Genomic DNA, 26,932 nt, shown 5'->3' with positions numbered 1-26,932 from the left:
CGCCTTTACAAGGTAGATCTCAAGCGATGACGCGGCGCGCTGTAGACCTCAGGCGATGACGCGGAGCGCTCCCGGCCGCACGTCGCAGGTGACGGGCACCGGCCCCACGCGTTCGCCGTCGGCGTAGGCCACCACGTCGTACGCCTCCAGCCGGACACTCCTGGCCCGCCTGATCGACACGGCGGGGTGGGCCACATGGGTCCCCCGGTAGACGCTGGGGAAGACCCGCAGGAACTCGCCCTTGCCGACCGCTCCCAGCACCATCACGTCGAGCAGCCCGTCGTCGGGCAGCGCGTCGGGGCACACCCGCATGCCCGCGCCGTAGGAGCGGGTGTTGCCCACCGCGACCAGCATGGCCTCCCGCTCGACCGTCTCACCGTCGAGCGTGATCCGGAACGGGATGGGCCGGAACCGGCGCAGCTCCTCGGCCATGGCCACCAGGTAGCGGGCCATGCCGGGCGGCCAGGTGAGCCGGTTGGCCCGCTCGTTGACCCGCGAGTCGAACCCGCAACACATCACCCCGGCGTACAGCTCGTCGGCGTCGCCGGCCCGGACCCGGACGGCGTCGATCAGCCGCGACTTCATCCGCAGCACGGTGCGCGCGGCGGCCATCGCGTCCCCGCGCGGCAGGCCCAGGGCGGCGGCGATGTCGTTGCCCGTCCCGGCCGGGATGATCCCGAGCGGCACGTCGGTGCCCGCCACGGCCTGGACGGCCAGGTGCACCAGGCCGTCGCCGCCGAAGGCGACCAGGGCGTCGGGGCGTTCGGCCACGGCGGTGCAGGCTCGTTCGAGGGCGTCCGTGGCGTCGCGGCCGGCGATCACCGACACGTCGGCTCCGCCCGCGCGCAGCCGGCGGACCACGGGTTCGAGCAGGCGCAGCGCCCGGCCGCCGCGTGCGGCCGGATTGACGAGCAGGGCGAGTTGAGGGGGCACGCCCCGGAACTTATCGTCTAAGTGGCGCGATCGGAATCCTCTTCCAGCGGCGAGGCCTCGTCGTCGTCCAGGTGCGAGAAGTCCTCACCGGCGGGCCGGCGCTTCTCGCGCAGGAACATGAACAGCTCGGCCGCCGCGAACAGGAGGATCATCGGCAGGGCCAGCGCCATCATCGCGATGGGCTCGCCGCCGGGCGTGATGACCGCGCCGAACACGAACATCAGGAAGATGACCATCCGGCGGTGCTTCTTGACCGTGGCGTGCGGCAGCACCCCGATGATGTTGAGGAACACCAGCAGGAGCGGTAGCTCGAACGACACCCCGAAGATCAGCAACATGATCAGGATGTAGTCGAGGTAGTCGTCGATCTGGATGGTGGCGACCGTGTCCTCGAGCGAGAAGCTCAGCAGGAAGGACAGGCTGGTGTCGATGATGACGTAGGCCAGGACCGCGCCGAGGAGGAAGAGCGGGATCGCCAGGGCGAGGAAGCCCATGGAGTAGCGCTTCTCGTTGCGGTAGAGGGCCGGCGTGACGAACGCCCAGATCTGGTAGAGCCAGACGGGCGAGGCCACGATGAGGCCGACCATCGCCGAGACCTTGAGGGTGATGAAGAAGGACTGGAAGATGCCGCCGTAGGTGAGGCTGCATCGCCCGTTGAGCTGGCGGGACTGGACCGTCTCACAGTAGGGGGCCTTGAGGAACTCCCACACCGGATCGAACAGGATCCAGCCGATGATGATGCCCACACCGACCGCGAGGACCGCGATGAGCAGCCGGTTGCGCAACTCGCGCAGGTGCTCCATCAGCGGCATGCGCCCCTCGGCGTCCACGGCCGGGGGCGGGACCTTGCGGCTCGACCGTCTGAGCAGCGCCATTCAGCAGTCCAGGTGACGAGGAGGGATCGGGTCAGACTTGCTTGTCGGCCTTGCCCGCGGCGGCGGACGCGCGAAGCCTGGCCGCCTGCTCCTCAAGCTGGCGTGCCTGCTCCTCGGCCGAGAGCGCGGGGGCCGCCACCGGAGGAGCGGCGGGAATCTGCTGCGGCGTGACCGGCTGCGCCTGTGGCTGCGTCTGGGCCTGCGCCTGAACCGTGGTCTGGCCGTCCTCGTCGTCGTCGCGCAGCTTCGCCGTCTCCGACTTGAAGATGCGCAGCGACCTGCCCACCCCTCGCGCCATCTCCGGCAGCTTCTTGGCGCCGAAGAGCATGATGAGCACGACTGCGATGATCAGAAGTTCGGGAACTCCGAGTTGCCCCATGTGACATCCTCACCAAGCTAAGTGCGTTTTCAGCCACGATCGTACGCCGCCGGACGATAAGTCTCATCCCTCAGGCGGCCTCAATCTGACTCGCCTCGGCTCCATCTGGGCGTGGGCCGCGGCGACTTCCCTGTTCAGACTACGTGCCGCGGTGATGACCCGCGCACCCGAGACGGCCAGCACGGCCACGCCGGCGACGCCGAGCCCGGTGGCCAGGAAGATCCAGGTCATGACCGCTGAGAGTACAGCGTCAGGGCCCGCTCGGCCTCCTCGCGCACCCGCTCGGCCATGGCGGGCGGCGCCACCACCCGCCCGGTGTCGCCCAGCCGCAGCGCCAGCTTGAGGATCCAGTCCTCGTCACGGGCGCGCAGCGCCACCCGCAGCCGCCCCTCGCCCAGCTCGGTGACCTTCTCGCACGGGTAGTACTCGGCCACCCAGCGCCCGGCGGCGGTCACCTCCAGCTCGACCAGCTCGTCGGTGGGCGACGGCCGGAAGACGCCCTGGGCGACGTCGATCGGCTCGGCCTCGGCGGGCGGGTCGGCGGGCACGTCGAGCACCTCCACGCCGAGCATCCGGTCGAGCCGGAACAACCGCATGGCCTCGGCCCGGTAGCACCAGCCCTCCAGGTAGGTGCGGCCGTCGACGATCACCACCCGCATCGGGTCGACCTCACGCGGCGTCACCTCGTCGCGGCCGGGCACGTAGTAGCGCAGCGACAGCCTGCGCCGCCTGGTGAGCCCCTCACGGACCCGGGGCAGCGCGTCGGGGGCGGCGTCGACGTCGACGGCGACCTGGCTGCTCACGGCGGCGGCGCCCTCGCCGGCGGCCCGCTCCAGCTTGGCCACCACCCGGGGCAACGCGTCGCCCGGCACCTCGGCCAGCTCGGGCATCGCGGCCAGCATGCGCAGCGCCACCAGCAGCGCGCTGGCCTCGTCGATGCCGAGCCGCAGCGGCCTGGCGATGGTGTCGGCGTTGTCGATGAGGATCTCGCCGCCGTCCCAGGACACGTCGATCAGGTCGCCGGGCGTGTGCCCCGGCAGCCCGCACATCCACACCAGCTGCAGGTCGTCGATGAGCTGCTTCTCGCTCAGCCCGAACACCTCGGCCACCTCGCCGACCTGCGCGCCCGGATGCGACATCAGGTAGGGGACGAGCGCCAGCAGTCTCGGCAGCCGGTCGGCGGATCCGCTCACGCCAGTGCCCCTTTCAGTCGCCGGATGACGGCCTCGCGGGCGTCGGGCGGCCCGGCCACCTCGACGTCGGAGCCCAGGCTGGCCATCCATCCGGCCAGCCGCTCGGGGTCGGCGAAGGTCAGCTCGGCCTCGTCCCAGCCGTCGGTGCCCGGATAGACGGCCCTGGCCAGCTGGCGCAGCCCCTCACAGGTGCCCTGGCGGACCCGGATCACGGCCACGCGCTCCTCCATCGCCTCGTCGGGGAAGCCCACCATGTCGCGCAGGTCGACCCCGGCCGGCACCTCGACGGCTCCCGGCCGGCCCACGGTCGTGACCTGCCCGGTGATGCGGCTGAGCCGGAAGGCGCGGGGCGCGGCGCGGTCGCGGTCGAAGCCGGCGAGGTACCAGCGGCCGCGCCGGCTGACCACGCCCCAGGGCTCGACCGTGCGGCCGCGTACGCTCTCGCTGCCGGCGCCGCGGTAGTCGAAGCGCACCGCCCGCCGGTCGCGGACGGCGTTCCACAGGGCCGGGAAGGCCGGGTCGCGGGTGTCGACCCGGAGCTCCAGCGCGCCGCCGGCCGGGTCGTCGGTGGCCACGCCGCCCGCGCGCAGCTTGAGCAGCGCGCCGGAGGCGGCCTCGGCGAGGCTGGCCCGCTGCCACACCTGGGCGGCCAGGCCGAGCACGGCCGCCTCGTCGGGTTCGAGGGTGATCTCCGGCAGCTCGTAGGAGGCGCGCTCGATGCGGTAGCCGGGTTCGTCCTCCCACGGGTCGCGCACCACGTCGATGGGGATGCCGATCTCGCGCAGCTCGTTCTTGTCACGCTCGAACATGCGCTGGAACGCCTCGTCGCCCTCGCGGTCGTAGCCGGGGACGGCGTGGCGGATCTGCTCGGCCGACAGCGGGCGCCTGGTCGCGAGCAGGCAGATCACGAGGTTCAGCAACCGCTCGGTCTTACGGCGCGACATCCGCTCACTCCTCCTTCATGAACGCTACCCTGCCCCCGTGATCAGATGGCGCAAGGGCGAGGTCGTACGGATCCGGCGCGAGTGGCCGGGAGCGATGGAACTGGAGGTCGCCGTCTCCGAGGGCACGGGGCCCCCTGGATCGTGCCGGGCGCTAGCCTATCCCCCGCTGGTGGGCCGCCCGGAACCCGGCGACGAGGTGCTGCTCAACACGACGGCACTCGCGATGGGTCTCGGTACGGGAGGTTACGCCATGGTGGTGGCCGTGCCGAACCGTTTGCCGGAAGATCCCGACGGCCCGGGGCACCTGGTGAAGGCACGCTACACCCCGCTGCAGGCCACCGTGCTCGGCGCCGACGAGCAGGACTCCCCCTTCCACGAGGCGCTGCGCGAGGCCGACTCCGTGGACGGCATGCCGGTGGTGGTGGCCGACCTGCACTCGGCGCTGCCGCCGATCCTGTGCGGCCTGTACGACTCGGCGCAGGACGCGCGGGTCGCGTACGTGATGCTGGACGGCGGGGCGCTGCCCGCGTGGTTCTCGATGGCGTGCGCCCGGTTGCGCGAGGTCGGCTGGCTGGCCGGGGTGGTCACGGTCGGGCAGGCGTTCGGCGGCGACGTCGAGGCCGTCACCACCCACACGGGGCTGCTGGCCGCCAGGCACGTCCTGGAGGCGGACGTCGCGATCGTCGCCCAGGGCCCGGGCAACCTGGGCACCGGCACCCGGTGGGGGTTCTCGGGCGTCTCGGCGGGTGAGGCGGTCAACGCCGCGGCCGTGCTGCTCGGCCGGCCGGTGGCGGCGCTGCGGGTCAGCGAGGGCGACCTGCGCGAGCGGCATCTCGGGGTGTCCCACCACTCGCTGACCGCCTACGGCCGGGTCGCCCTGTCACCCGCCCGGGTGCCGGTGCCGCTGCTGCCCGGTGAGTTCGGCGAGCGGGTCAGGGACCAGGCCGAGCTGCTGGCCGTCCGGCACGAGCTGGTGCCGGTGCCGATCGACGGGCTGCACGAGGCGCTGCGGGCCTCGCCGGTGCGGCTGTCGACGATGGGCCGGGGGCTGGAGGAGGACCTGGCCTACTTCCTGGCGTCGGCCGCGGCGGGCCGGGACGCGGCCTCGCTGCTGTCGTAGGAGTCCTTGAAGGTGAACGCTTCTGGGCTCGGCCCCTCGTCCCTGAGGCGTTCGAGGCGCCGCATGCCCTCGGCGACCGTCGGCAGCCGGCCCTCCGGGATCCACCACATCACCAGGTACGGCTCCGCCGTCCGCAGGAACCACTCCCTGCGGCGGCGCAGCACGCCCAGGTGGGCGCTGCGGTAGGCATAGTCCCACAGCGACTCCAGCGACTCCCACACCGAGAGGTTGACCAGCAGGTGGTCGCCGTAGGCGTGCGTGAGGGTGGCCGTGGGGTCGTCCTCGCTCTCCTTCATCCGCCACACGAAGCCGGGCGAGGTGTCGGCGAGCGTGTTGACGGGTTCGAGGAGCTCGACGAAGGCGGCGAGCTCGGGGGCGTCGATCGGCGCGCGCAGGTGGGCGACGTTGAGCTGGGCGAGATGCATGACGCCCAGCACATCACCTCCGCCGCTTCTATGTCAATCTTCGTTTGTTTTAGAAAAGGAGACGCAGCACTCCCCCGGCCGCGGATCGAGCCGCGCACGCTCCGGATCGTCGCCGAGCCCCTCCAGCAGGCCCTGGCACAGCGCCAGGTTCATCGAGCAGACCAGCACCGGCTGCTCGCGCGACAGCGCGTGGAAGGGGCAGTTGCGCATCCGCAGCCGGTCACCCTCGGCGTACGGCTCGTAGCCGCGCTCGCGCAGCACGGCCTCCACGGGCTCGTCGCCGCGTGGCCCCGCCAGCCGCCGTCCCGCCCGGCGCGCCGCCCGCTCGGCCTCCTCGTCGGCGCCGAGCAACTCGACCACGCCGGCCAGCACCGAGGCCAGCGTCTGGTAGTCGCGCGGCGGCAGGCTCACCGACCGCTCGCCGCCGGCCCTGCGGTAGACCTTCGCGGGCCGCCCGCTGCCCGGCCCCCTGCGCTCCTGAGGGCGCAGGCCGCTCTCCAGCAGGCCCGCCTCCACCAGCTTGTCGAGGTGGTGTCCGGCGAGGGTCCGCGAGATCCCGGCCGACTCGGCCGCCTCCCCCCGGCCCACCTCGCCGCCGCTGGCCGCCACGACGTCGTACAGGCTGCGTCGTACGGGATCGTGCAGCAGGGCCAGCGCGTCGAGGTGGTCTTCGCTCACAGCCGGAGTCTAGGACGTACGCCCGCGCGCAACGGCCGATCAGTACGCGGCCAGCACGTCGACCAGGAAGACGAGCGTGTCGTCCGGCCCGATGCCGAAGGCCGGCTGCCCGGACGGACCGTAGCCCTGGGCCGGCGGGACGACCATCAGCACCCGGCTGCCGACGCGGACACCGGCGAGCGCGCGGTCCCACCCCTTGATCACGCTGCCGTCGCCGATCGTGAACGCCTTGGGCAGGCCCGTGCTCCAGGTGGAGTCGAACACCCGGCGCCGCTCCCACACGGCCCCCTGGTACTGCAGGACCAGCAGCTGCCCCGTCCGGGCGCGCGGCCCCTTGCCCTTGGACAGGACCTTCGCGGCGAACCGGGCGGGCGGCGCCGACTTGGGCACCGAGAGCCGGGGGCGGGTCCCGCCACCGGCCCGCACGCCCGCCAGCGACCCGCCGCGCGCCTTGACCGAGGCCCCCTCGGGGTGCGCGCCGAGAATGTCGATCACGTAGACCAGGTCGTCGCCGGGGGCGATGCCCTGCGGCGGGTTGGCGCCGAAGCCCTCACCGGGCGGGATGGTGGCGATCACCCTGCTGCCCACCCGGCGCCCCAGCAGGGCCTTGTCCAGGCCGGGCAGCAGCCGCCCCACCGGAAAGGCCACGGGGGCGCCGCGGGTGAAGCTGGAATCGACGAGCCGGTTCTCGCGCCCGTCCCAGACGTGCGCGGTGTAGTGCGCGATCGCCAGGTCGCCCGAGCGCAGCGGCTCGCCCCTGCCCGCGGCGAGCTGGTCGATCCGCAGACCGGCCGACGGCCTGCCCTCGGGGAAGACGACCGTGGGCCTGACGCCGAACGCGCCGCCCACCTTGAGGCCGGGATCGGCCGCCTCCTCGCCGGTGCAGGCGGCCAGCACCACCAGCGACAGCAGCAGTGGCACGACCCTGCGGAGCATCGGCGCCTCCCACGACGCGGCGGCCCGGCGGCGTGGTGCCGCCGGGCCGCACGATGCTACCGCGGTATCAGACCGTCCGTCAGTAAGCCTGCCCGACCGTACGCGGGCCCGTCAGCGGGCCCGCTCGACCGTAAGCCTGCTCGACCGTACGCCCGCTCGTCAGTAGGCCCGCTCGTCAGTACGCCGCGAGGATGTCCACGACGAAGACCAGCGTGCTGTTGGCCGGAATGCCCTGCTGCTCCTGGGCGCCGTAGCCGAGGTCCGGCGGGATGCTCATCACGACCCGGCTGCCGACCGGCACACCGGCCAGGCCCTGCTGCCAGCCCTGGATGACGTTGCCGAGCGGGAACGAGGCGGGCTCGCTCTTGCCCCAGCTGGAGTCGAACTCCTTGTCGGTGCCCCAGATCTTGCCCGTGTAGTGGACGGTGAGCGTGTTGGCCGCCGTCACCTTGGCGCCGGTGCCCTCGATCAGCGTCTTCACGACGAGCTTCTTGCCGGGCTTGTCCTTGGTCTTGGTGGTCAGGGTGGGGGCCTTGTCGCCGCCCGGGTTGACGACCTTGACGCCCTTGAGGGTCTCGCCGGTCTCCTTGCCGGTGGCCGCCTTCAGCGCCGCGGGCGGCGCGCCGACGACGTCGAGCACGAACACCTTGGTCGGCGTGGCCTCCGTCTGCTGCTGCGTCTGCTGGGCGGCCGGGTCCGCGGCCATCACGGCCAGCAGCCGGCCGCCGTGCTTGACCTTGGTGAAGCCCTCCTGCAGCACCTCCGGCAGCTGCTGGTCGACGCCGATCGTCTCGGGCGTCTTGGTGTCGTAGGAGGAGCCCTGGAAGGCGTTGGCCTTGCCGTCCCAGTTGTAGACCGTGAGGTTGACGATCACCTTGTCGCCGCTCTTGACCGCCGGACCGGTGCCCTCGGACACCACCTCGTAAGACGACTTGCTGGCGGGACTGCCGGTGGGGAAGGTCACCGTGGGCTTGGCGCCCACGTTGCCGGTGACCTTCACCCCGGCCGACGCGTTGCCGCCCCCGGTGGCGCCGGAGTCGGACTCGCCGCACGCGGCGGCGAACAAGATCAGAGGCACGGCGGCCAGAACGGCCAATGCGCGGCGCATGGATTTCCCTCGGAAAGACGTCAGATTCGCGTCACTGTATCTGACATCCAGGTATTGCCGAGGTAAACCGCCTCCTACATGCCCGCGATCAGCTTGTCCACCCGCTCGTCGACGCTGCGGAACGGGTCCTTGCAGAGCACCGTGCGCTGCGCCTGGTCGTTGAGCTTGAGGTGCACCCAGTCGACGGTGAAGTCGCGCCGCTTCTCCTGCGCCTTGCGGATGAACTCGCCCCGCAGCCGCGCCCTGGTGGTCTGCGGCGGCACGGACTTGGCCTCGAAGATCTTCAGGTCGGAGGCCACCCGCTCCACCGAGCCGCGCTTCTGCAGCAGATAGAACAGGCCGCGCTTGCGGTGCACGTCGTGGTAGGCGAGGTCGAGCTGCGCCACCCGGGGCGAGGACAACGGCAGGTCGTACTTCTTGCGGTAGCGCTCGATCAGCTGGTATTTGGTCACCCAGTCGATCTCGCGCGAGACCAGGTCGAGGTTGCCGGTCTCGACCGCGGTGAGGGTGCGCTCCCACAGCTCCAGCACCCGCCGGGCGATCGCGTCGCCACCGCGGCGGTCGACGAAGTCCTTGGCCTTGGACAGGTATTCCTGCTGGATCTCCAGGCTGGACGCCTCGCGCCCGTTGGCCAGCCGGACCCGCCTGCGGCCGGTCATGTCGTGGGAGACCTCGCGGATCGCCCGGATCGGGTTCTCGAGCGACAGGTCGCGCATCACCGTGCCCGCCTCGATCATGCGCAGCACCAGGTCGGTGGCGCCGACCTTGAGCAGCATGGTCGTCTCGCTCATGTTGGAGTCGCCGACGATGACGTGCAGGCGGCGGAACCGCTCGGCGTCGGCGTGCGGCTCGTCGCGGGTGTTGATGATCGGCCTGCTGCGCGTGGTGGCGCTGGACACGCCCTCCCAGATGTGCTCGGCCCGCTGGGACACGCAGTAGACGGCGCCGCGGGGAGTCTGCAGCACCTTGCCGGCGCCGCAGATGATCTGCCGCGTGACCAGGAACGGGATCAGCACGTCGGCCAGCCGGCCGAACTCGCCGTGCCGCCCGACCAGGTAGTTCTCGTGGCAGCCGTAGGAGTTGCCGGCGGAGTCGGTGTTGTTCTTGAACAGGTAGATGTCGCCGGCGATGCCTTCTTCGCGCAGTCGCTTCTCGGCGTCGACGAGGAGTCCTTCGAGGATGCGCTCGCCGGCCTTGTCGTGTGTGACGAGCTCGATGACGTTGTCACACTCGGGTGTTGCGTATTCAGGATGGCTGCCCACGTCGAGGTAGAGACGTGCGCCGTTGCGGAGGAAGACGTTGCTCGATCGGCCCCAGGACACCACTCGCCGGAACAGGTAGCGCGCGACCTCGTCGGGAGACAGCCTGCGCTGCCCCCTGAACGTGCAGGTCACGCCGTACTCGTTCTCCAGCCCGAAGATGCGACGATCCATCACCTCACACTATGCCCACGGATGGGCGCGCGGGAGAGATCTTGCGGGGTGTTTTACCGCCGCGCGAGATCCGGCCTCCCGTCACGGCCCCGCGACCTCGCCTCGCGGCTTCCGCACGCCCTCGCGAGGCGAGCCCCCGACGCGGCCCGTACGGCTACGGGGTGTAGATCTCCTGAACACGGACGATCTTGCTCTTGTGGACGGTGATGAGGGACGGACGGCCCTCGTTCCTGACCCGCTTGAGCAGGACGGCGCGGGAGCAGCGCTTGTTTCCGAGCCCGGTGGCCCGGCTGACCGTCATGCCGCTCATGGACCGGCCACAGCCGAAGGCCGACAGGTAGACGACGTTCTTGGCGACGGGCGAGGAGTAGGCCCGCACGTCACCCTCGGGCGGGCCGACGAAGTAGCCCTCGGTGTGGGTGTCCTTCTTCCACTTGATCGGCTCGTACTCGGCGGAGCCGCCGTACACGCCGGTGATCCGGCCGCGCAGGATGCCGTCGTGGCGGGAGTGGATGCGCTTGGTGAAGTCGTGCTTCGGGTCCGCCTGGAAGGTGGTGCCGAAGATCTTGGGCGCCTTGTACCTGGGAATCCCGGTGGCGGCCTCGGCGGCCACGGTGGAGGTCAGCAGGACGGCCGCGGCGGTGGCGCCGGCGAGGAGGGAGCGCGTCATCATCTTCACGGACCATACGATGTCGGATCATCTCCCCCGGTTCGCCGCGAAAAGGGTGAGCCGCGTCACACCGACGCCCAGCCGACCGACCACCGGAACACCGCGTATCGGGTCGCTCCCGCGCGAGACCGGAACACCACGCACCGGGCTTTCCCACACGAACACCGGAACGCGGAAGGCGGGGGCGTCGCCCCCGCCTGGCACCACGGGCGGACGCCGAGCCCTACAGCGGGGAGGACCCGTCGTCCACGTCGCCGTCGGGGCCGGTCGGCGGCCCGGTCGGCGGGGCTTGGGGCGCGTCGCCGGACCCGCTCTCGGGGCCGGTGGTCGCATCGCCGGAACCGGAACCGGACTCCGGCTCGGCCGGCTCGACGGGCCCGGTCGTCTGGGCGAGCAGGCGTTCGAGGCGCGCACCGGTGATCCGGAGGAACTTGCGGTGCTCACGGTTGCGGTCGAGCACCGCCACCTCGAGCTGCCCGACCGGCGGCCGCTCGCCGCCCGGCTCGGTCAGTGCCACCACCGCCGTCTCCAGCGCCTCGGCCAGCGGCATCGCCTCGCGGTAGCGCTCCTTGACCCGCGTCGACACCGCCTCGGCCTGGCCGCCCATCGCGGCGAAGCCGTGCTCGTCGAAGACCGAGCCGTCGAAGGTCAGCCGGTAGATGGCGTCACCGTCGGGGGTGTCGCCCACCTCGGCCACGACCACCTCCACCTCCAGCGACTTGATCGACTCGGTGAAGATGCGGCCCAGATTGGAGGCGTAGAGGTTGGCCAGACCGCGGCCGGTCACGTCGGAGCGGTCGTAGGTGTAGCCGTTGATGTCGGCGTAGCGGATGCCGCCGAGCCGCAGCTCCTCGAACTCGTTGTAGCGGCCGACCGCGGCGAAGCCGATGCGGTCGTAGATCTCGCTGATCTTGTGCAGCGCCCGGGACGGGTTGGGCGCGACGAACAGGATGCCGTCGGCGTACTGCAGCACGACGACGGAGCGGCCCCGCGCTATGCCCTTGCGCGCGTAGTCCGCCTTGTCCCGCATGATCTGCTCAGGGGACGCATATCCGAAAGGCATGGACACCGTGATGGTCCTTTCTAGCGCAGCGGGGCGATGGGGCCGTCAGGCGAGATCAGGCGGGCTTCGAGCATCTGCTCGACGTAGCCGGACACCTGCTCCTCGGTCAGCCGGCGGAAACCGTCGGCGTCGATGACGGACACGATCGGCCAGATCTTGCGGGTGACGTCGGGGCCACCGGTCGCCGAGTCGTCGTCGGCCGCGTCGTACAGCGCCTGGATCAGCGTCATCGCCATGTCGTCGGCGGAGGCGCCATCACGGTAGAGCTTCTTCAGCGAACCCCGCGCGAAGATCGAGCCCGAGCCGATCGCGTCGAACCGCTCTCGCTCGTAGGGCCCGCCGGCCACGTCGTAGCTGAAGATCCGGCCCTCGTCGCGGTCGGCGTCGTAGGCGGCGAACAGCGGCACCACCACCAGCCCCTGCATCGCCATGGCCAGGTTGCCGCGAATCATCGTGGCCAGCCGGTTGGCCTTGCCGTTGACCGACATGGTCCGGCCTTCGAGCTTCTCGTAATGCTCCAGCTCCACCCGGTAGAGGCGGGCCATCTCGATGCCGGTGCTGGCCGTGCCCGCGATGCCCATGCAGGAGTAGTCGTCGGTGCGGAACACCTTCTCGACGTCACGCTGCGAGATGATGTTGCCTGACGTCGCCCGCCGGTCGCCCGCCATCACCACCCCGCCCGCGAACGTGGCGGCGACGATCGTGGTCGCGTGGGGAACCTGGTCGCCGATCGGTGTGGCGAGAATTTTGTCCCGCTGCGGCAGCAACTCGGGCGCATATGAGCCGACGAACTCGGTGAACGACGAACTTCCGGTGTTGTGGAAAAGCTGGTTCACCAAGCCGACAGGCAGATCCCTGTGCGATGCCACGCGACTCCCTCCAAAGGTCAGTGTTCCTAGGGCGACCCTACTCATGTTGCGTCGCTGTCTGCACTTCCCACGATCAGCTCACGGCGAACCCCTCGGGAGGGCTCCGCCCCCATGCGACACCGGGCTGCGCCCCCAGTCCGTGTTCAGATCGTTTCTTTACGGCCGCCGGGGTGCGTGCGATTGTCGGTATGTCTGCACGTCCTGAACAGGAGGCCGACATGCGACTCCCCAGCCGACCTGCGGTGATCGCGGCACTGACCATCCTGGCGCTCAGCTCCTGCGGCACCGGAACACCGTCCGGAGGGGAGAGCGTCACCCTCACCATCGCCGCCAACTCGATCTCGGGCGGCAAGAACTCCGACTCCGCCGACTGGATCAAGCAGTGGGTGATCCCGGAGTTCGAGAAGACCCACCCGGGCGTCAAGGTGCTGTTCCAGCCGAGCGGCGTGGACGACGAGCAGTACAAGACGAAGATCGCGCTCGACCTCAAGTCGAGGACCGGCGCCGACGTCATCGACGTGGACGGCATCTGGGTGGGTGAGTTCGCCCAGGCCGGCTACATCAAGCCGCTCGCCGAGGTCGGCGGCGACGCCGTCGACGCGTGGGAGGGCTGGTCGCAGATCCCGCAGGCCGTGCAGGGGCTCGGCATCTTCGACGGCAAGAAGTACGGGCTGCCGCAGGGCACCGACGGCCGCGTGCTGTTCTACAACCGGACGCTGTTCAAGAAGGCCGGCCTGCCAGACCCGTGGCGGCCCGCGAGCTGGCAGGAGATCATCGACGCCGGGACCAGGCTCAAGGCCGCCGGTGTCCCCACGCCCATCCAGATCAACGCCGGCACCGCCATGGGCGAGGCGACGACCATGCAGGGCGTGCTGCCGCTGCTGGCCGGCGCGGGCGCCGAGATCTACAGCGACGGGAGGTGGACGGGCGCCTCCCAGGCCATGAAGGACGTGCTCGGCTTCTACCGGCAGATCTACGGCGGCAGCGGGCTGGGCGACCCCAGGTTGCAGCAGGAGGCCAAGGGCCGCGACAAGTCGTTCGCCCAGTTCGCCGCGGGCAGGATCGCCATCCTGGCCGAGAGCGACTACTTCTGGCGGTCCGTGGTCGAGCCCGAGGCCGGGGTCGCCGCCATGAAGGACCGCGACACCGCCGTCGGCTACGCCAAGATCCCCGCCATCCGGCCTGGTGCCGGCATCCGGGGCCAGGACCACGTCAGCATGTCGGGCGGCGCCGTACGCGTGCTCAACCCGTTCTCCAAGAACCCGAAGCAGGCCTGGGAGCTGCTCGCCTTCATCCACGGGGCGGCCGCCACCAAGGCGCAGCTGGCCGGGCAGGCGCGGATCAGCTCCCGCAGCGACGTCAACGACGAGGTGCTCACCGGCGACCCGATGCTGAAGTTCGTCGCCGACGAGGTGCTGCCCGTCACCGCCTACCGGCCGGGCGTCGCCGTCTACCCGCAGGTCTCCGTCATCCTGCAGGAGGCGACCGCCGACGTGGTCAGCGGCAAGAGCGCCGAGGAGGCCGCCGCCGCCTACCGGACCAAGCTGGAGGGACTGGTCGGTGGCGCGGCCAATGTCAGCGGTTGACGCCGCGGGACTGGGCAGGGGCAGGGCGGTCGGATTCGTCCTGCCCGCGCTCGTCCTGATCGGTGTCTTCCTCGTCTTCCCCGCGCTCTGGACGATCTACCTCGGGCTCACCGACTACCGGCTGACCGGCCTGGCAGCCGCGAACCCGCGGGTCGTCGGCCTGGACAACTACACCGACGCGCTGCGGGACCCGCGGTTTCTCGGCTCGCTCTGGCTGACCGTCGGCTACGTCGGCGGCTCGGCCGTCCTCGGCCAGGCCGGGCTCGGGTTCGCGCTGGCCTGGGTGCTGCGGACGCGCACGGGCCGGCTGCGGCGGCTCGTCGAGGGCGTCGTGCTGCTGTCGTGGATCCTGCCCAGCACCGTCGTCGGGTTTCTCTGGTTCGCGCTGCTCGACCGCGACGACGGCACCCTCAACGCGCTTCTGAACACCCCGGGGTTCGCCTGGCTGCTCGACCACCCGCTGCTGTCGATCATCGTCTTCAACGTCTGGCGCGGCACCGCCTTCTCGATGATGCTCTACTCGGCCGCCCTGGAGAACGTGCCGCCCTCCCACCTCGAGACCGCCCGGCTGGCCGGGGCGAGCGTCTTCCAGCAGCTCCGTGACGTCGTCCTGCCGCTCATCAGACGGCACGTCCTGACCAACCTGCTGCTCATCAGCCTGTGGACGTTCAACGACTTCACCCCGTTCGTGCTGACCGGCGGCGGGCCGGAGGGACGCTCGGAGATCCTGCCGATCTACGTCTACAACGTGGCGCTGCGGGGCGGGGAGCTCGGGGCGGGCGCCGCCGTCTCCTTCCTCATCCTGCTGATCAACCTGGCCTTCGCCCTGGTCTACCTGCGGTTGCTGCGGGACCGGCGCAGGCGGGAGGCCGCGCTGACGGGAGGTCCCCCGGCATGATCAGGCACACCGTCGGACGGCTGGTGTCCACCGTGTTCCTCGCGGTCGTGCTCGCCTTCTTCGCGCTGCCGATGCTCTGGCTGGCCAGCGCGCCGTTCGACGACAGCCCCGCGATCACCACGTCCGTCCCCGAGTTCACGCTGAACAACTTCGCCGTCATCCTCGACAACCCGTACGCGCTGGGCTCGATCCGCAACTCGCTCATCCAGGGCGGCGGCGCGGCGGCGCTGGTCGTCGTGCTGGCCGCGCTGGCCGCCTACGCGCTCTCGCGGGTCCGGGTGCCCGGCCGCGACGTGCTGCTCTACCTGCTCCTGCTGCTGTCATCGGTGGTCACCGGCACCGCGGCCATGGTGCCCATCTTCGAGCTGGCCACCCGGCTCGACCTGATCGACACCCATCTCGGCGTCATCCTCGTCGTCTCCGGCGGCCTGCTGCCCGCGGCGATCTTCATTCTGAAGGACTTCATGGACGAGACGCCGACCTCGTACGAGGAGTCGGCCCGGGTCTTCGGCGCCTCCTCGCTGCAGATCCTGCGGCACATCGTGGTGCCGCTGGTGCGGCCGGGCCTGGCCACCATCGCCGTGTGGGCGCTGGCCAGCGTGTGGGGCGGGTTCCTGTTCCAGTTCATCCTGTTGCGCGACCCGGACAAGGCGCCCGGCTCGGTCATCCTCTACACCCTCTACACCGAGGGCGGCGCGCCCAAGCTCGACCTCATCTCCACCTTCTCGCTGCTCTACTCGCTGCCGGTGGTGGCCATGTACCTGTTCGTCTCGCAGCGATACGGTTTCCGCTTCCACGGAGGGATCAAGCGGTGATCTCCCTGCACGGCCTGACCAAGGTGTTCCCCGGCGGCGTGCGCGCCCTCGACGGCATCGACCTCACGATCGGAGACGGCGAGTTCTTCGCCCTGCTCGGCCCGTCGGGCTGCGGCAAGACGACGCTGCTGCGGACCATCGCGGGCCTGGAGACCGCCGGCTCCGGAACCATCTCCATCAACCAGAGGGACGTCACGTCCCTGCCGCCCGGCCGCAGGAACGTCGCCATGGTCTTCCAGGACTACGCGCTCTTCCCTCACATGGACGTCACCGAGAACATCGCCTACCCCCTGCGCATCCGCAAGGTGCCCCGGGCCGAGCGCCTCGCCAAGGCCGCCGACGTCGCCCGGCGGCTCAGCCTGTCGGAGCTCCTGCGCCGCCGCCCGGCCCAGCTCTCCGGCGGCCAGCAGCAGCGCGTCGCCCTCGCCCGCGCCATCGCCTGCCACCCCACCGCCTTCCTGTTCGACGAGCCGCTGTCCAACCTCGACGCCCGCCTGCGCCTCGAGGCGCGTACGTTCCTCAAACGCCTGCAGCGTGAGCTCGCCGTCACCACCGTCTTCGTCACCCACGACCAGGCCGAGGCCCTCGCGCTCGCCGACCGCATCGCCGTCATGTCGCGGGGACGGATGATCCAGGTCGGCACGCCCGCCGAGGTCTTCCAGCGCCCCGCCACCACGTTCGTCGCCTCCTTCATCGGCTCCACGCCGATGAACCTGCTGCCGGCCAGGGCCGCGGGCGGCTCGCTGTACGCGGCCGGCGCCGTCCTGTCGGCCCCGGCCGGCCTCAACGACGGCGACGACCTCGTGTACGGCGTGCGCCCCGAGTACATGGACCTGTCCCCCGCCGAACGCCCCGACGCCTTCCCCGGCACCGTCTCGGTCCTGGAGAACCTCGGCACGAGCACCCTGGTCACCCTCGAAGAGGCCGGCACCTTCATCCAGGCCGTGGTCGACGAGGGCGACGAGCCGCGGCTCGGGGATCACGCCTGGGCCGTCCCGCGCCGCGCCCTGGTCTACCGCGACGGAGAGCTGCTGGCCCCCTGACGGCATACTGGACGTCATGTCCACCAGGGACTGGATCCTGCACGTGGACCTCGACCAGTTCATCGCCGCGGTCGAGCTCCTGCGCCGTCCCGAGCTGCGTGGCAGGCCCGTCGTCGTGGGCGGCTCGGGTGATCCCACGCGGCCGCGCACCGTGGCCGCCACCGCCACCTACGAGGCCCGTGCCCACGGGGTGCGCTCCGGGATGCCGTTGCGGACGGCGCTCAGGCTGTGCCCCGACGCCGTCTTCCTGCCCACCGACCCGCCCGCCTACGAGGCGGCCTCGGAGCGCGTCATGGCCACGTTGCGCGCGTTCCCGGCGGAGGTAGAGGTCTGGGGATGGGACGAGGCGTTCGTCGGCGCCCGCACCGACGACCCCGAGGCACTCGCCGCCGCCATCCGGCGGGCGGTGCTCGCCGAGACCGGGCTGTCGTGCTCGGTGGGCATCGGCGACAACAAACATCAGGCCAAGCTGGCGTCCGGGTTGGCCAAACCGGCCGGAGTCTTCCGGCTCACGGGCGAGAACTGGGCTGAGGTCATGTACCGGCGCCCCACCGACGCCCTCTGGGGCATCGGGGCGAAAATCTCCAGGAGGCTCGCCGGTCTCGGCCTGCGCACGGTCGCCGAGCTGGCCGCCGCCGACCCCGCCGAGCTCGCGCGTCACTTCGGCCCCACCAATGGACCCTGGTATCACTGGCTCGCGCTGGGCAAGGGCGAGGCGGAGATCGTCACCACCCCGTGGGTGCCGCGCGGCCACAGCCGCGAGACCACCTTCGCCGCGGACCTCACCGACGGCACGGAGATCGCCTCCCACGTCGCGGCACTGGCCGGGCGGGTCGCCGCCGACGCCGCCGCCGGGAACCGGGTGATCGTCAGGGTCGCGGTCAAGGTACGGTTCGCGCCCTTCCTCACGCGTACCCGGCAGTCCACACTCCCCGTGCCGACCACCGACGCGGCGGAGCTGACCCGCGCCGCGCTGGCCGTGCTCGGCCGCTTCGATCTCGATCGCCCCGTCCGCCTGCTCGGCGTGGCGGTCGACTACGCGATGCCGGATCAGAGCCGCACGGCCCTCCCGTAGAACGCCGAGCGCGCCTCCTCATCGGACGCCCTCGGCGCCCTCGCAGTCCTCGAACGAGGTCTCCCCGTAGGCTCTCTCGCGCCTGCCGGTTACTCTCCGCCCTTCTGCACGTACGAGCGCACGAACTCCTCAGCGTTCTCTTCGAGAACCTCGTCGATCTCGTCCAGGATCGCGTCCACGTCGTCGGTGAGCTTCTCCTGGCGCTCCTGCACATCGGGTGCCGCCGAGGCCTCGGTCTCCTCGACCTCGGACTCGCGCCGGCCGGTCTGCTTCTGCCCGCCGGTGTCCTTGCTGGCCATGTCCTACCTCCATGGTGGGGGACTCCCTCTCCCCCATATCTTCCCCGAACCGGACCACAATGCGCGTCGATCGCCCGGCGATCTTGCCGGGTTGACTAGATAGCAGTCCTATCCAATACTGGGTCCACGTTCCCATCGGAGGTCCGCGATGTCCCCTTCATCCCTCAGCACGGCAGGTGTGCTGCTCATCACAGTGCCGACGGTCGCCTTCGGCGGCGTCTCACTGCTCTCGTTCCTCATGCGCAACACGCCCGGCTACCTGGACAACCCGGTGCGCCGCGGCCTGTGGCGCGCGGGTCATGCCCACGCGGGTGTGCTGGTTCTGTTCGCCCTGGTCGCGATGGTGTACGTCGACCAGGCCGACCTGTCCGCCGGCCTGAAGGACATGGTGCGGCTGCTGATCGTGGCCGCGCCGATCCTGATGCCGCTCGGGTTCTTCCTGTCGGTGGTCCGGCCGACGGACACCCGGCCGAACCGGCTGATCTGGCTGACGACGCTGGGCGGGGCATGCCTGGCCGCGGGCACGCTGACCCTGGGCATCGGACTGATCTGATCCGGCCCCGGCGCCTTTACGATGTAGATTCCTTGGTGGAGTGCGCCGGGACCGGGTTGCGCGGTGTGTCAGTCGCCGCCGGTCAGCGCCGCGACGAGGTCGGCGGCGGTGCGGCAGCGGTCGAACAGCTCCCCGACATGGGCCTTGGTGCCGCGCAGCGGCTCCAAGGTGGGCACCCGCTGCAGCGACTCGCGGCCGGGGATGTCGAAGATGACGGAGTCCCAGGAGGCCGCGGCGACCGACTCGCTGTACTGCCGCAGGCAGCGGCCGCGGAAGTAGGCGCGGGTGTCGTTCGGAGGGCTCTCGACCGCCCGCTGAACCTCGTCCTCGGTGACCAGACGCTGCATGCGGCCACGGGCCACCAGGCGGTTGTAGAGACCCCGGTCGGGCCGGATGTCGGAGTATTGCAGGTCGACGAGCTGCAGCCGGGGATGCGACCAGGGCAGGTCGTCGCGCGTGCGGTAGCCCTCGAGGAGCTCGAGCTTGGCGACCCAGTCGAGCTCGCGGGACAGCTGCATGGGGTCCTCGGCCAGGCGGGTGAGGACGGACTCCCAGCGGTCAAGGACGTCCTTGTTCATCTCCTCCTGGGCGATGCCCCGCTCCTCGACGTATTTGCGGGCCTGCTCCAGGTATTCCATCTGCAGTTGGATCGCGGTCAGCTTGCGGCCGTCGCGCATCGGGATCTCGTAGCGGCACGCCGGGTCGTGAGAGACCGCGCGCAGCGCCTGGACGGGATTCTCCACGGCGAGGTCACGGGTCAGGAACCCGTCCTCGATCATGGCCAGGACGAGCGCGGTCGTGCCGAGCTTCAGATAGGTGGAGATCTCCGACATGTTGGCGTCGCCGATGATCACGTGCAGGCGACGGTACTTCTCGGGATCGGCGTGCGGCTCGTCGCGGGTGTTGATGATCGGCCGCTTGAGCGTCGTCTCCAGGCCCACCTCGACCTCGAAGAAGTCGGCCCGCTGGCTGATCTGGAAGCCCTCGCCGCGGGAGTCCTGGCCGATGCCGACCTTGCCGGCGCCGACGACGACCTGACGGGAGACGAAGAACGGGGTCAGGTGGCGCACGATGTCGGCGAACGGGGTGGCGCGCCGCATCAGGTAGTTCTCGTGGCAGCCGTAGGAGGCGCCCTTGGCGTCGGTGTTGTTCTTGTACAGCTGGATCGGCGCGTTGGACGGGATGGCCGAGGCCCGCTGGGCGGCGTCGTACATGACCCGCTCGCCCGCCTTGTCCCAGATGACCGCCGCGCGCGGGTTGGTGCACTCGGGCGTGGAGTATTCGGGATGGGCGTGGTCGACGTAGAGGCGGGCGCCGTTGGTCAGGATGACGTTGGCCAGGCCCAGGTCCTCGTCCGTCAGCTGGGTGGGATCGGCGACCTCCCGGGCCAGGTCGAACCCCCGCGCGTCGCGCAGTGGGTTCTCCTCCTCGAAGTCCCACCGCGCCCTGCGGGCGCGGGCCGCCGAGGCGGCCAGGTAGGCGTTCACCACCTGCGAGGAGGTCACCATCGCATTGGCGCCTGGCTGACCGGGGACGGAGATGCCGTACTCGGTCTCGATGCCCATCACCCGACGCACCGTCATGCAACACCCTCTGTTCGTCTGGGGTCAGTTCTATCCGCCGTTTATATGCCTGAGCCTATGCCCTTCACAGTGCCCCAGGGTCACAGAGTTATGGCACCGACGCCTTCAGAACCTGTACGGCCGGGCCTCCCGCGACCGCCGTCCACGCGCGGGGCAGGGCGTTTCGCTCCCGTGCCACGGCCCGGCGTCCCTTCGGCCGCTCAGCCCGACGGCACCCGCTCCCTGGGCGCGACGGGCGCCGGGGCCGCGCGCCCCCGGGGTCTGAACAGGCGCTGGACGGGACGTTCGGCGAAGGCGTACACCAGATACGACAGGAGCACGGCGGCGAGCGTGGTGATCGTGGCGACCAGCCACGGATCCAGCCGGCTCACCAGCGGCGGGACGAGAGCCACCGCGACCACGGAGTGGAACAGGTACAACGGGTAGGTCGTGCCGCCGAGCGCGGTGAGCACCCTGGACGGCCTGAGCCTGAGCACCCCGAGCGCCACGAGCGCCATCGCGGCGAAGACGACCGTGATCGTGATGATGACGCTGACGTCGCTGACCGGCATGTTCTTGAACCCGGCGACCTTGATCCGGCCGTGCACGCGTTCGAGCGCGGAGTGCAGCGACATGGCCCAGCCGGCGACCACGTACAACCAGGGCAGCCAGGCGCTCCCGTGCTTGTGGATCAGGTAGAGCGCCATGCCGGCGACGAAGTAGGGGGCGTAGCGGGGCATCACGATCTGGTTGACGAGATCGTTGCCGAGTAACTCGGCGCCTAACGCGGCCACCAGCCAGATCCCGCAGAAGGCCAGCACCCGGCCGAAGGTGATGCCGATGATCACCAGGATCGCCATGAGCAGGTAGAAGCGGAGCTCGGCCCAGAGCGACCAGTAGACGCCGGCCGCGTCGGTGACGCCGAACAGCCGCTGGAACATCGTGGCGTTGACCAGGTACTCGCCGGCCGAGAGCTTCGGGTCGAGCGCCTTGGCGCCGGTGAACGCGTAGAGACCGGCGACGGCCAGCAGGCTGAGCCAGTAGGCCGGATAGAGCCTGACCAGCCTGGACCTGGCGAACGCGCCGACTCCGCGCCCCCAGGCGCTCATCAGGATGACGAAGCCGCTGATGACGAAGAACAGCTCGACGCCGAGGATGCCCAGCCCGGCGAACGGGGCGAGGGCGGGAAAGAGCTCGGCGGGCCGGTCGCCCCACACGGAGGCGTACGCGACGAGGTAGTGGAAGGCGAGCACGGCCAGCGCGGCGATGAACCGCAGCAGGTCGAGTTCGGCCAGCCGGCCGTCCCCGCGAGCATGCCTCGGCCGGTTGGGTTGATGCACGCCCCCTTAGACGATCACATTGATCACTTTGGTTCCATCAGCCCCGGCTTTCCCTGTTTTCCCGCGTGGGAGGCGGTTCGGGGGCCGGTGAGCGGTCCGTGAAATCGTGTGCTCCGTGACCGATTTCGAGAGGATCGCCGCGGACTGTCCGGGCACGCTGGCGGTGGCCGTACGCGTGCCGGGCCGTCCCGGGTTCGCCGCGGCGTTGAACGAGGATGTGGAGCTCCCGCTGGCCAGCGTGGGCAAGCTGCTGCTGCTGGCCGAGGTGGCGATGGGCGTGGAGGACGGGCGGCTCGACCCGGCGGAGCCGCTGGCGGTGCGCGAGGACGACCTGTGCGCCGGGTCGGGGCTGCTGACGGGCCTGGCGGCGCGTACGTGGACGGTGGCCGACCTGGCCCTGCTCACGGCGTCGGTGAGCGACAACACGGCGACGAACGTGCTGCTGCGCCGGGTGGGCCTCGACCGGGTGAACGAGGCGGCGGCCGGGCTGGGCCTGGCGCGCACCCGGTTGCTGGACCGGATCAGGGAGCCGCGCGGACCCGGGCACCCTCCGACGTTCGCCGTGGGCACCGCCGGGGAGCTGTCGGGCCTGGCGGAGCGCATCGCCTCCGGGGGCGGCTGGCGGGCACGGCTGCGCGGCTGGATGCTGGCCAACACCGATCACGGTCTCGTGCCGGGGCTGGTCGCGCACGATCCGGAGGGGTCGTGGATCGCGAACAAGACCGGCACCGACGACGGTGTCCGGTCGGACGTGGGGCTCATGGGCACGATCGCCTACGCCGTGCTCGCCGCCGGCCCGCCCGGCTCCGGCGCGGGCCTCGTGCCCGCCGTACGGCGGGCGGGCAGGCTGATCGCGGCCGTCCCCGGCGCCCTGCCGCGGGCGGCGAACGCGTAGCGCCGCCCGGGCGGCCCGGGCGCGCTGGTGGGCGGCCGGGCCGGGCGGTGGTCCGGCGGACGCGGAAGGGGCCGCGCGGTGTTCCGCGCGGCCCCTCTGTGCCGTGTGACCGGCCTGTGCCTACAGGTACTGGCCGGTGTTGGCCACCGTGTCGATGGAACGGCCGGCTTCGGCGCCCTGCTTGCCGGAGACGAGGGTGCGGATGTAGACGATCCGCTCGCCCTTCTTACCGGAGATGCGGGCCCAGTCGTCGGGGTTGGTGGTGTTGGGCAGGTCTTCGTTCTCGGAGAACTCGTCCACGCAGGCCGTGAGCAGGTGCTGCACCCGCAGGCCCTTCTGGCCGCTCTCCAGGAACTGCTTGATCGCCATCTTCTTGCCGCGGTCGACGATGTTCTGGATCATCGCGCCGGAGTTGAAGTCCTTGAAGTAGAGGACTTCCTTGTCGCCGTTGGCGTAGGTCACCTCGAGGAAGCGGTTCTCCTCGCTCTCGGTGTACATGCGCTCGACGACGCTCTGGATCATGCCGTGGATGGTGGCCTCGCGGGAGTCGCTGTGCTCGGACAGGTCGTCCGGGTGCAGCGGCAGATCCGGGATGAGGTACTTCGAGAAGATGTCCTTGGCCGCCTCGGCGTCCGGCCGCTCGATCTTGATCTTGACGTCCAGGCGGCCGGGCCGCAGGATCGCCGGGTCGATCATGTCCTCGCGGTTGGAGGCGCCGATGACGATGACGTTCTCCAGGCCCTCGACACCGTCGATCTCCGACAGCAGCTGGGGCACGATGGTGTTCTCCACGTCGGACGACACGCCCGAGCCACGGGTCCGGAAGATCGAGTCCATCTCGTCGAAGAACACGATCACCGGGGTGCCCTCGGAGGCCTTCTCGCGGGCCCGCTGGAAGACCAGGCGGATGTGCCGCTCGGTCTCGCCGACGTACTTGTTGAGCAGCTCGGGGCCCTTGATGTTGAGGAAGAAGCTCTTGCCGGACTGGCCGGTCTTCTCCGCGACCTGCTTGGCCAGGGAGTTGGCGACGGCCTTGGCGATGAGCGTCTTGCCACAGCCGGGAGGGCCGTAGAGCAGCACGCCCTTGGGCGGACGCAGCTTGTGCTCGCGGAACAGGTCGGCGTGCAGGTAGGGCAGCTCGATGGCGTCCCTGATCTGCTCGATCTGCCGCATCAGGCCGCCGATCTCCTCGTAGGAGATGTCGGGGACCTCTTCGAGGACGAGCTCTTCGACTTCGGACTTGGGAATGCGCTCGTAGACGTAGCCCGACCGGGGCTCCAGAAGGAGCGAGTCACCCGCCCTGATGGGCTGGCCGACCAGCGACTCGGCCAGCCGCACGACGCGCTCCTCGTCGGCGTGCGAGATGACCAGGGCGCGCCGGCCCTCGTCGAGCAACTCCTTGAGCATCACGATCTCGCCGATCTCTTCGTAGCCGAGGGCTTCGACCACGTTGAGGGCCTCGTTGAGCATGACCTCCTGGCCACGCCGCAGCGAGTCGACGTCGACGGCCGGGCTGACGTTGACCCGCAGCTTGCGACCGCCGGTGAACACCTCGATCGTGCCGTCTTCTCGGGCCTCGAGGAAGGTGCCGAACCCGGATGGCGGCTGCGCCAGCCGGTCGACCTCCTCCTTGAGAGCAACGATCTGGTCCCTGGCCTCCTTGAGTGTGGCCACCAGGCGTTCGTTCTGGCCGGTAACGGCCGCGAGGTTTGCCTGTGCCTCATGAAGGCGCTCTTCGAGGACTCTGGCCTGACGGGGTGACTCGGCCAGCTTCCGCCTCAGCGCGGTGATCTCCTCTTGGAGGAAGGAGACCTGTGTTGAAAGATCAGCGACCTCCCGTTCGCGCTGCGCGGCTCGAGCCTCAGCATCATCGCGAGCTGCCACGCCCCGTCACCTCCTTCCCAGTCGAGGGCGACTACTAAGGACCTTACCTATCTCGGGCCCCTCCGTAACCTGGCCGGGCAGTGTTCGTCGAGTGGCATGCAGTATTCGGTGATTAATCCCTAATAGCGCGTTTGATACTGCCAGCACATGAACACCGCCGTCTGTTCCCGTGTCACGTACCAACGCAGCCTCGTGGCCAAATCGTCATAGTTCCTCGGTGGTTCCCTTCGGTCGTCGGCGTCGCGGCGGGGGCGCCACACCGTCCGCCATGCGGCGGGCGGTGACGAGGAACCCCGTGTGCCCGATCATCCGATGGTCGGGTCGTACGGCGAGGCCTTCGACATGCCAGTCGCGAACCAGGGTCTCCCACGCATGGGGCTCGGTGAAACTCCCGTGATCGCGAATGACCTCCACGGTCTTCGACAGCTGGGTGGTCGTCGCCACGTAACAGCAGATCACACCGCCCGGCGTGAGGGCCTTGGCGACCGCGTCGACGCACTCCCAGGGAGCGAGCATGTCGAGGATGACGCGGTCGACGTCGATCTCGTCGATCGAGGCCACCAGGTCGCCCACGACCAGCCGCCAGTTGTCGGCCGGGCCGCCCGGCTCGGTGCCGAAGAACCGCTCCACGTTCGTGCGGGCGACGTCGGCGAAGTCCTGGCGGCGCTCGTACGACGTGACGCGGCCCTCGGGGCCGACGGCGCGCAGCAGGAAGCAGGTCAGCGCGCCGGAGCCGACGCCGGCCTCGATCACCCGGGCGCCCGGGAAGATGTCGGCCATGCCGACGATCTGCGCGGCGTCCTTCGGATAGATCACGGCGGCGCCGCGCGGCATGGCGAGGGTGTAGTCCTGCAGCAGATGGCGGAAGGCGAGGTACTGGGTGCCGCCCGAGGAGCGCACCACGGAGCCTTCGGGCTGGCCGATCAGGTCGCTGTGCGGGATGGCGCCCTTGTGCGTGTGGAAGACGCCGTCCTGCTTGAGCGTGATCGTGTGACGCTTGTTCTTGGGGTCGGTGAGCTGCACCTGATCCCCCGCCTGGAACGGCCCATGCCTGCGGAAACCCATGTCGGCAAGGTTATAGGGCTTTCGGGCGCGTCCAGACGCGCGATATCTATGAGGGATGTTCCCGCGTGAAATGATCTCCTCGGGCTCGCTGGTGCTGCGCGCCCCGGCCGGGGCGGACGCCGAGTCGATCGTCGCCGCCTGCGACGACCCGGTGACGGCCGAGTTCCTGCCTGCCCTGCCGGCGCCCTACACGCCACGCGACGCCCGCGCCTACCTGACGGCCGCCGCGGCGAAGTGGGAGTGCGGCGGCGCGGAGTTCGCGATCACCGAGAACGGCCGCTACGTGGGATCCGTGGGCGTCTCGGCGCCCGACGAGCAGGCCACGGTGGAGATGGGCTATCTGGTCGCGCCGTGGGCGCGCGGCAAGGGAGTGGCGAGCACCGCCGCGCGGGCGGTCGCGGAATGGCTGTTCGACCATGGCGTCCACCGGGTCGAGATCCAGGCGATCGTGGAGAACATCGCCAGCCTGCGGGTCGCCGGCAAGGCCGGCTTCACCGAGGAGGGGCGCAGGCGGGACGCCAAAATGCTGCGCGACGGCCGTCGCACCGACTTCATCTGCTTCGCCCGTCTCGCCTACGACTCCGGCGCGTGCGTGCCGCCCTACCTGCCGCCGTTCGAGGGGGGCGAGCTCACCGACGGGGTGGTCCGCCTCGTGCAGATGGCGCCCGAGGACGCCGGAGACTTCCACCGCATGCTGGCCGAGCCCAGCGTGGCGGCCTACAACCTGGGGCCGCCCAGCACTCTGGACGACGACCGGCGCCGCTGCCGCTACACCGGCTACTGGTGGGTGTCGGGGCAGCGGATCGAGCTGGCGGTCCGCGACGCCGCCTCCGGGGCGTTCGCCGGGCACCTGCAGCTGATGCAGGTGACGCCGGTGCTGGGGCAGGCCATGATCGGCTATTCCCTGCGATCCGCCTTCCGCGGCCGGGGGTTCATGACCCGGGCGGTACGCCTGCTGACCGACTGGGCGTTCGCCCGTACGACGCTGCACCGGATCGTGGCGGGCACCGACATCTCCAACACCGCCTCCCACGGGGTGCTGGAGCGCGCGGGGTTCAGCCGTGAGTCCGTGCACCGGGAGTTGTTCCCCCAGGCGGACGGGACGCGGAGCGACGACGTGGAGTGGGTACTGCTGCGCCCGCGTTAGAGACCCGCGACCTGTCCGAAATACGGTAATAATTCCGATTTCCGGATGAGGTCTGGTCAAGCGCTCCCCCGCGAGCAATACTCCGGGTCTCCGCCCTTGAGATTCGCGTGATCGGGGTGCGCGTCCTCACCCCTCCTCCGGGAC

28 protein-coding genes are annotated in these 26,932 nt (G+C 70.4%); 9 read left to right on the top strand and 19 right to left on the bottom strand.

Annotated features, from left to right (window positions below):
• Positions 1–48: 48 nt before the first annotated feature.
• The 6 genes from AC5L3X_RS17475 to AC5L3X_RS17450 form a co-directional block, all read right to left on the bottom strand.
• Complete coding sequence (locus tag AC5L3X_RS17475; RefSeq protein ID WP_494858010.1) at positions 49–933, bottom strand: YegS/Rv2252/BmrU family lipid kinase; 885 nt, start codon at positions 931–933, stop codon at positions 49–51.
• 17 nt (positions 934–950) lie between these two features.
• On the bottom strand, positions 951–1,808 hold the full coding sequence (tatC, locus tag AC5L3X_RS17470) for a twin-arginine translocase subunit TatC (RefSeq protein ID WP_494858008.1): 858 nt from the start codon (positions 1,806–1,808) through the stop codon (positions 951–953).
• A gap of 31 nt (positions 1,809–1,839) precedes the next feature.
• Positions 1,840–2,187 carry a Sec-independent protein translocase subunit TatA gene (gene tatA / locus AC5L3X_RS17465; protein WP_189128405.1) on the bottom strand — a complete coding sequence of 116 codons (348 nt, stop codon included), beginning with the start codon at positions 2,185–2,187 and terminating at the stop codon, positions 1,840–1,842.
• 63 nt (positions 2,188–2,250) lie between these two features.
• A complete protein-coding gene (locus AC5L3X_RS17460) occupies positions 2,251–2,418 on the bottom strand; it encodes a hypothetical protein (RefSeq protein ID WP_494858006.1) in 168 nt (55 codons plus the stop codon).
• A complete protein-coding gene (locus tag AC5L3X_RS17455; RefSeq protein ID WP_494858004.1) occupies positions 2,415–3,380 on the bottom strand; it encodes a helix-turn-helix transcriptional regulator in 966 nt (321 codons plus the stop codon). Before AC5L3X_RS17455 ends, AC5L3X_RS17460 begins: the two co-directional genes overlap by 4 nt.
• The gene (locus tag AC5L3X_RS17450) at positions 3,377–4,324 is read right to left on the bottom strand and encodes a helix-turn-helix transcriptional regulator (protein ID WP_189128402.1); all 948 of its coding nucleotides are present in this window, start codon (positions 4,322–4,324) and stop codon (positions 3,377–3,379) included. Before AC5L3X_RS17450 ends, AC5L3X_RS17455 begins: the two co-directional genes overlap by 4 nt.
• 37 nt (positions 4,325–4,361) lie before the next feature.
• Here AC5L3X_RS17450 and AC5L3X_RS17445 point away from each other — a divergent pair, with 37 nt between their 5' ends.
• The gene (locus AC5L3X_RS17445; protein ID WP_494858002.1) at positions 4,362–5,444 is read left to right on the top strand and encodes a DUF3866 family protein; all 1,083 of its coding nucleotides are present in this window, start codon (positions 4,362–4,364) and stop codon (positions 5,442–5,444) included.
• On the opposite strand, the gene AC5L3X_RS17440 is transcribed toward AC5L3X_RS17445, so the two are convergent.
• From AC5L3X_RS17440 to prcB, 8 genes are all read right to left on the bottom strand, one after another.
• Positions 5,390–5,881: a DUF3291 domain-containing protein gene (locus AC5L3X_RS17440; RefSeq protein ID WP_494858001.1), complete on the bottom strand. Its 492-nt coding sequence runs from the start codon at positions 5,879–5,881 to the stop codon at positions 5,390–5,392. The genes AC5L3X_RS17445 and AC5L3X_RS17440 overlap by 55 nt on opposite strands.
• A gap of 21 nt (positions 5,882–5,902) precedes the next feature.
• A complete protein-coding gene (locus AC5L3X_RS17435) occupies positions 5,903–6,547 on the bottom strand; it encodes a helix-turn-helix transcriptional regulator (RefSeq protein ID WP_494857999.1) in 645 nt (214 codons plus the stop codon).
• Positions 6,548–6,586: 39 nt separating this feature from the next.
• Entirely contained in the window at positions 6,587–7,483 is an 897-nt protein-coding gene (locus AC5L3X_RS17430; protein ID WP_494857998.1) for an FKBP-type peptidyl-prolyl cis-trans isomerase, read from the bottom strand.
• 175 nt (positions 7,484–7,658) lie between these two features.
• Positions 7,659–8,591: an FKBP-type peptidyl-prolyl cis-trans isomerase gene (locus AC5L3X_RS17425; protein WP_189128399.1), complete on the bottom strand. Its 933-nt coding sequence runs from the start codon at positions 8,589–8,591 to the stop codon at positions 7,659–7,661.
• A 74-nt stretch (positions 8,592–8,665) separates the two neighbouring features.
• Positions 8,666–10,024 (bottom strand): Pup--protein ligase, encoded by a 1,359-nt coding sequence (gene pafA / locus AC5L3X_RS17420; RefSeq protein ID WP_189128398.1) that lies wholly within the window; start codon positions 10,022–10,024, stop codon positions 8,666–8,668.
• 154 nt (positions 10,025–10,178) lie between these two features.
• Entirely contained in the window at positions 10,179–10,697 is a 519-nt protein-coding gene (locus tag AC5L3X_RS17415) for a hypothetical protein (protein ID WP_225263691.1), read from the bottom strand.
• Positions 10,698–10,917: 220 nt separating this feature from the next.
• The gene (prcA, locus tag AC5L3X_RS17410) at positions 10,918–11,757 is read right to left on the bottom strand and encodes a proteasome subunit alpha (protein ID WP_494857995.1); all 840 of its coding nucleotides are present in this window, start codon (positions 11,755–11,757) and stop codon (positions 10,918–10,920) included.
• Between the two features lie 20 nt (positions 11,758–11,777).
• Positions 11,778–12,626 carry a proteasome subunit beta gene (gene prcB, locus AC5L3X_RS17405; RefSeq protein WP_189128396.1) on the bottom strand — a complete coding sequence of 283 codons (849 nt, stop codon included), beginning with the start codon at positions 12,624–12,626 and terminating at the stop codon, positions 11,778–11,780.
• 218 nt (positions 12,627–12,844) lie between these two features.
• On the opposite strand from prcB, the gene AC5L3X_RS17400 reads away from it, so the two are divergent.
• The 5 genes from AC5L3X_RS17400 to AC5L3X_RS17380 are packed head-to-tail and all read left to right on the top strand — an operon-like array spanning position 12,845 to position 18,043.
• A complete protein-coding gene (locus tag AC5L3X_RS17400) occupies positions 12,845–14,212 on the top strand; it encodes an extracellular solute-binding protein (protein WP_494857993.1) in 1,368 nt (455 codons plus the stop codon).
• Positions 14,199–15,110 (top strand): carbohydrate ABC transporter permease, encoded by a 912-nt coding sequence (locus AC5L3X_RS17395; protein WP_494857991.1) that lies wholly within the window; start codon positions 14,199–14,201, stop codon positions 15,108–15,110. The genes AC5L3X_RS17400 and AC5L3X_RS17395 overlap by 14 nt, the downstream gene beginning before the upstream one ends.
• Positions 15,107–15,925 carry a carbohydrate ABC transporter permease gene (locus AC5L3X_RS17390; protein ID WP_494857989.1) on the top strand — a complete coding sequence of 273 codons (819 nt, stop codon included), beginning with the start codon at positions 15,107–15,109 and terminating at the stop codon, positions 15,923–15,925. Before AC5L3X_RS17395 ends, AC5L3X_RS17390 begins: the two co-directional genes overlap by 4 nt.
• A complete protein-coding gene (locus AC5L3X_RS17385; RefSeq protein WP_494857987.1) occupies positions 15,922–16,968 on the top strand; it encodes an ABC transporter ATP-binding protein in 1,047 nt (348 codons plus the stop codon). Before AC5L3X_RS17390 ends, AC5L3X_RS17385 begins: the two co-directional genes overlap by 4 nt.
• A 16-nt stretch (positions 16,969–16,984) precedes the next feature.
• On the top strand, positions 16,985–18,043 hold the full coding sequence (locus AC5L3X_RS17380; RefSeq protein WP_494857985.1) for a DNA polymerase IV: 1,059 nt from the start codon (positions 16,985–16,987) through the stop codon (positions 18,041–18,043).
• An 89-nt stretch (positions 18,044–18,132) separates the two neighbouring features.
• On the opposite strand, the gene AC5L3X_RS17375 is transcribed toward AC5L3X_RS17380, so the two are convergent.
• Positions 18,133–18,342 carry a ubiquitin-like protein Pup gene (locus AC5L3X_RS17375; protein ID WP_189128390.1) on the bottom strand — a complete coding sequence of 70 codons (210 nt, stop codon included), beginning with the start codon at positions 18,340–18,342 and terminating at the stop codon, positions 18,133–18,135.
• Between the two features lie 148 nt (positions 18,343–18,490).
• Between AC5L3X_RS17375 and AC5L3X_RS17370 the strand changes: the two genes are divergently transcribed.
• Positions 18,491–18,895, top strand: coding sequence for a hypothetical protein (locus AC5L3X_RS17370; protein ID WP_189128389.1), 405 nt, complete (start codon positions 18,491–18,493; stop codon positions 18,893–18,895).
• Positions 18,896–18,963: 68 nt separating this feature from the next.
• On the opposite strand, the gene dop is transcribed toward AC5L3X_RS17370, so the two are convergent.
• Positions 18,964–20,478: a depupylase/deamidase Dop gene (gene dop / locus AC5L3X_RS17365; RefSeq protein WP_263648477.1), complete on the bottom strand. Its 1,515-nt coding sequence runs from the start codon at positions 20,476–20,478 to the stop codon at positions 18,964–18,966.
• Between the two features lie 200 nt (positions 20,479–20,678).
• Positions 20,679–21,797, bottom strand: a complete 1,119-nt coding sequence (locus AC5L3X_RS17360; RefSeq protein WP_189128388.1) for an acyltransferase family protein — start codon at positions 21,795–21,797, stop codon at positions 20,679–20,681.
• A 115-nt stretch (positions 21,798–21,912) separates the two neighbouring features.
• On the opposite strand from AC5L3X_RS17360, the gene AC5L3X_RS17355 reads away from it, so the two are divergent.
• A complete protein-coding gene (locus AC5L3X_RS17355; RefSeq protein WP_494857982.1) occupies positions 21,913–22,692 on the top strand; it encodes a serine hydrolase in 780 nt (259 codons plus the stop codon).
• 120 nt (positions 22,693–22,812) lie between these two features.
• Here AC5L3X_RS17355 and arc read toward each other — a convergent pair whose 3' ends face one another.
• Together arc and AC5L3X_RS17345 are read right to left on the bottom strand one after the other, a co-directional pair.
• Positions 22,813–24,576, bottom strand: coding sequence for a proteasome ATPase (gene arc, locus AC5L3X_RS17350; protein ID WP_189128386.1), 1,764 nt, complete (start codon positions 24,574–24,576; stop codon positions 22,813–22,815).
• Between the two features lie 204 nt (positions 24,577–24,780).
• Entirely contained in the window at positions 24,781–25,641 is an 861-nt protein-coding gene (locus AC5L3X_RS17345; RefSeq protein WP_189128385.1) for a tRNA (adenine-N1)-methyltransferase, read from the bottom strand.
• 55 nt (positions 25,642–25,696) lie between these two features.
• On the opposite strand from AC5L3X_RS17345, the gene AC5L3X_RS17340 reads away from it, so the two are divergent.
• Positions 25,697–26,788: a GNAT family N-acetyltransferase gene (locus AC5L3X_RS17340; RefSeq protein ID WP_494857980.1), complete on the top strand. Its 1,092-nt coding sequence runs from the start codon at positions 25,697–25,699 to the stop codon at positions 26,786–26,788.
• Positions 26,789–26,932 lie beyond the last annotated feature (144 nt).

It is taken from the genome of Nonomuraea sp. CX421 (assembly GCF_059358955.1).
Note: the sequence above shows the minus strand (reverse complement) of the source record. Positions and strands in the feature narration are given on the sequence as shown.

What these genes read in the sequence shown, in the direction of transcription:
- tatC (WP_494858008.1), bottom strand. Translation starts at nt 1,808, where the DNA reads ATGGCGCTGCTCAGACGGTCGAGCCGCAAGGTCCCGCCCCCGGCCGTG.
- tatA (WP_189128405.1), bottom strand. Translation starts at nt 2,187, where the DNA reads ATGGGGCAACTCGGAGTTCCCGAACTTCTGATCATCGCAGTCGTGCTC.
- AC5L3X_RS17460 (WP_494858006.1), bottom strand. Translation starts at nt 2,418, where the DNA reads ATGACCTGGATCTTCCTGGCCACCGGGCTCGGCGTCGCCGGCGTGGCC.
- AC5L3X_RS17450 (WP_189128402.1), bottom strand. Translation starts at nt 4,324, where the DNA reads ATGTCGCGCCGTAAGACCGAGCGGTTGCTGAACCTCGTGATCTGCCTG.
- AC5L3X_RS17430 (WP_494857998.1), bottom strand. Translation starts at nt 7,483, where the DNA reads ATGCTCCGCAGGGTCGTGCCACTGCTGCTGTCGCTGGTGGTGCTGGCC.
- AC5L3X_RS17425 (WP_189128399.1), bottom strand. Translation starts at nt 8,591, where the DNA reads ATGCGCCGCGCATTGGCCGTTCTGGCCGCCGTGCCTCTGATCTTGTTC.
- pafA (WP_189128398.1), bottom strand. Translation starts at nt 10,024, where the DNA reads ATGGATCGTCGCATCTTCGGGCTGGAGAACGAGTACGGCGTGACCTGC.
- AC5L3X_RS17415 (WP_225263691.1), bottom strand. Translation starts at nt 10,697, where the DNA reads ATGATGACGCGCTCCCTCCTCGCCGGCGCCACCGCCGCGGCCGTCCTG.
- prcA (WP_494857995.1), bottom strand. Translation starts at nt 11,757, where the DNA reads ATGCCTTTCGGATATGCGTCCCCTGAGCAGATCATGCGGGACAAGGCG.
- AC5L3X_RS17400 (WP_494857993.1), top strand. Translation starts at nt 12,845, where the DNA reads ATGCGACTCCCCAGCCGACCTGCGGTGATCGCGGCACTGACCATCCTG.
- AC5L3X_RS17395 (WP_494857991.1), top strand. Translation starts at nt 14,199, where the DNA reads ATGTCAGCGGTTGACGCCGCGGGACTGGGCAGGGGCAGGGCGGTCGGA.
- AC5L3X_RS17390 (WP_494857989.1), top strand. Translation starts at nt 15,107, where the DNA reads ATGATCAGGCACACCGTCGGACGGCTGGTGTCCACCGTGTTCCTCGCG.
- AC5L3X_RS17380 (WP_494857985.1), top strand. Translation starts at nt 16,985, where the DNA reads ATGTCCACCAGGGACTGGATCCTGCACGTGGACCTCGACCAGTTCATC.
- AC5L3X_RS17375 (WP_189128390.1), bottom strand. Translation starts at nt 18,342, where the DNA reads ATGGCCAGCAAGGACACCGGCGGGCAGAAGCAGACCGGCCGGCGCGAG.
- AC5L3X_RS17370 (WP_189128389.1), top strand. Translation starts at nt 18,491, where the DNA reads ATGTCCCCTTCATCCCTCAGCACGGCAGGTGTGCTGCTCATCACAGTG.
- dop (WP_263648477.1), bottom strand. Translation starts at nt 20,478, where the DNA reads ATGACGGTGCGTCGGGTGATGGGCATCGAGACCGAGTACGGCATCTCC.
- AC5L3X_RS17345 (WP_189128385.1), bottom strand. Translation starts at nt 25,641, where the DNA reads ATGGGTTTCCGCAGGCATGGGCCGTTCCAGGCGGGGGATCAGGTGCAG.
- AC5L3X_RS17340 (WP_494857980.1), top strand. Translation starts at nt 25,697, where the DNA reads ATGTTCCCGCGTGAAATGATCTCCTCGGGCTCGCTGGTGCTGCGCGCC.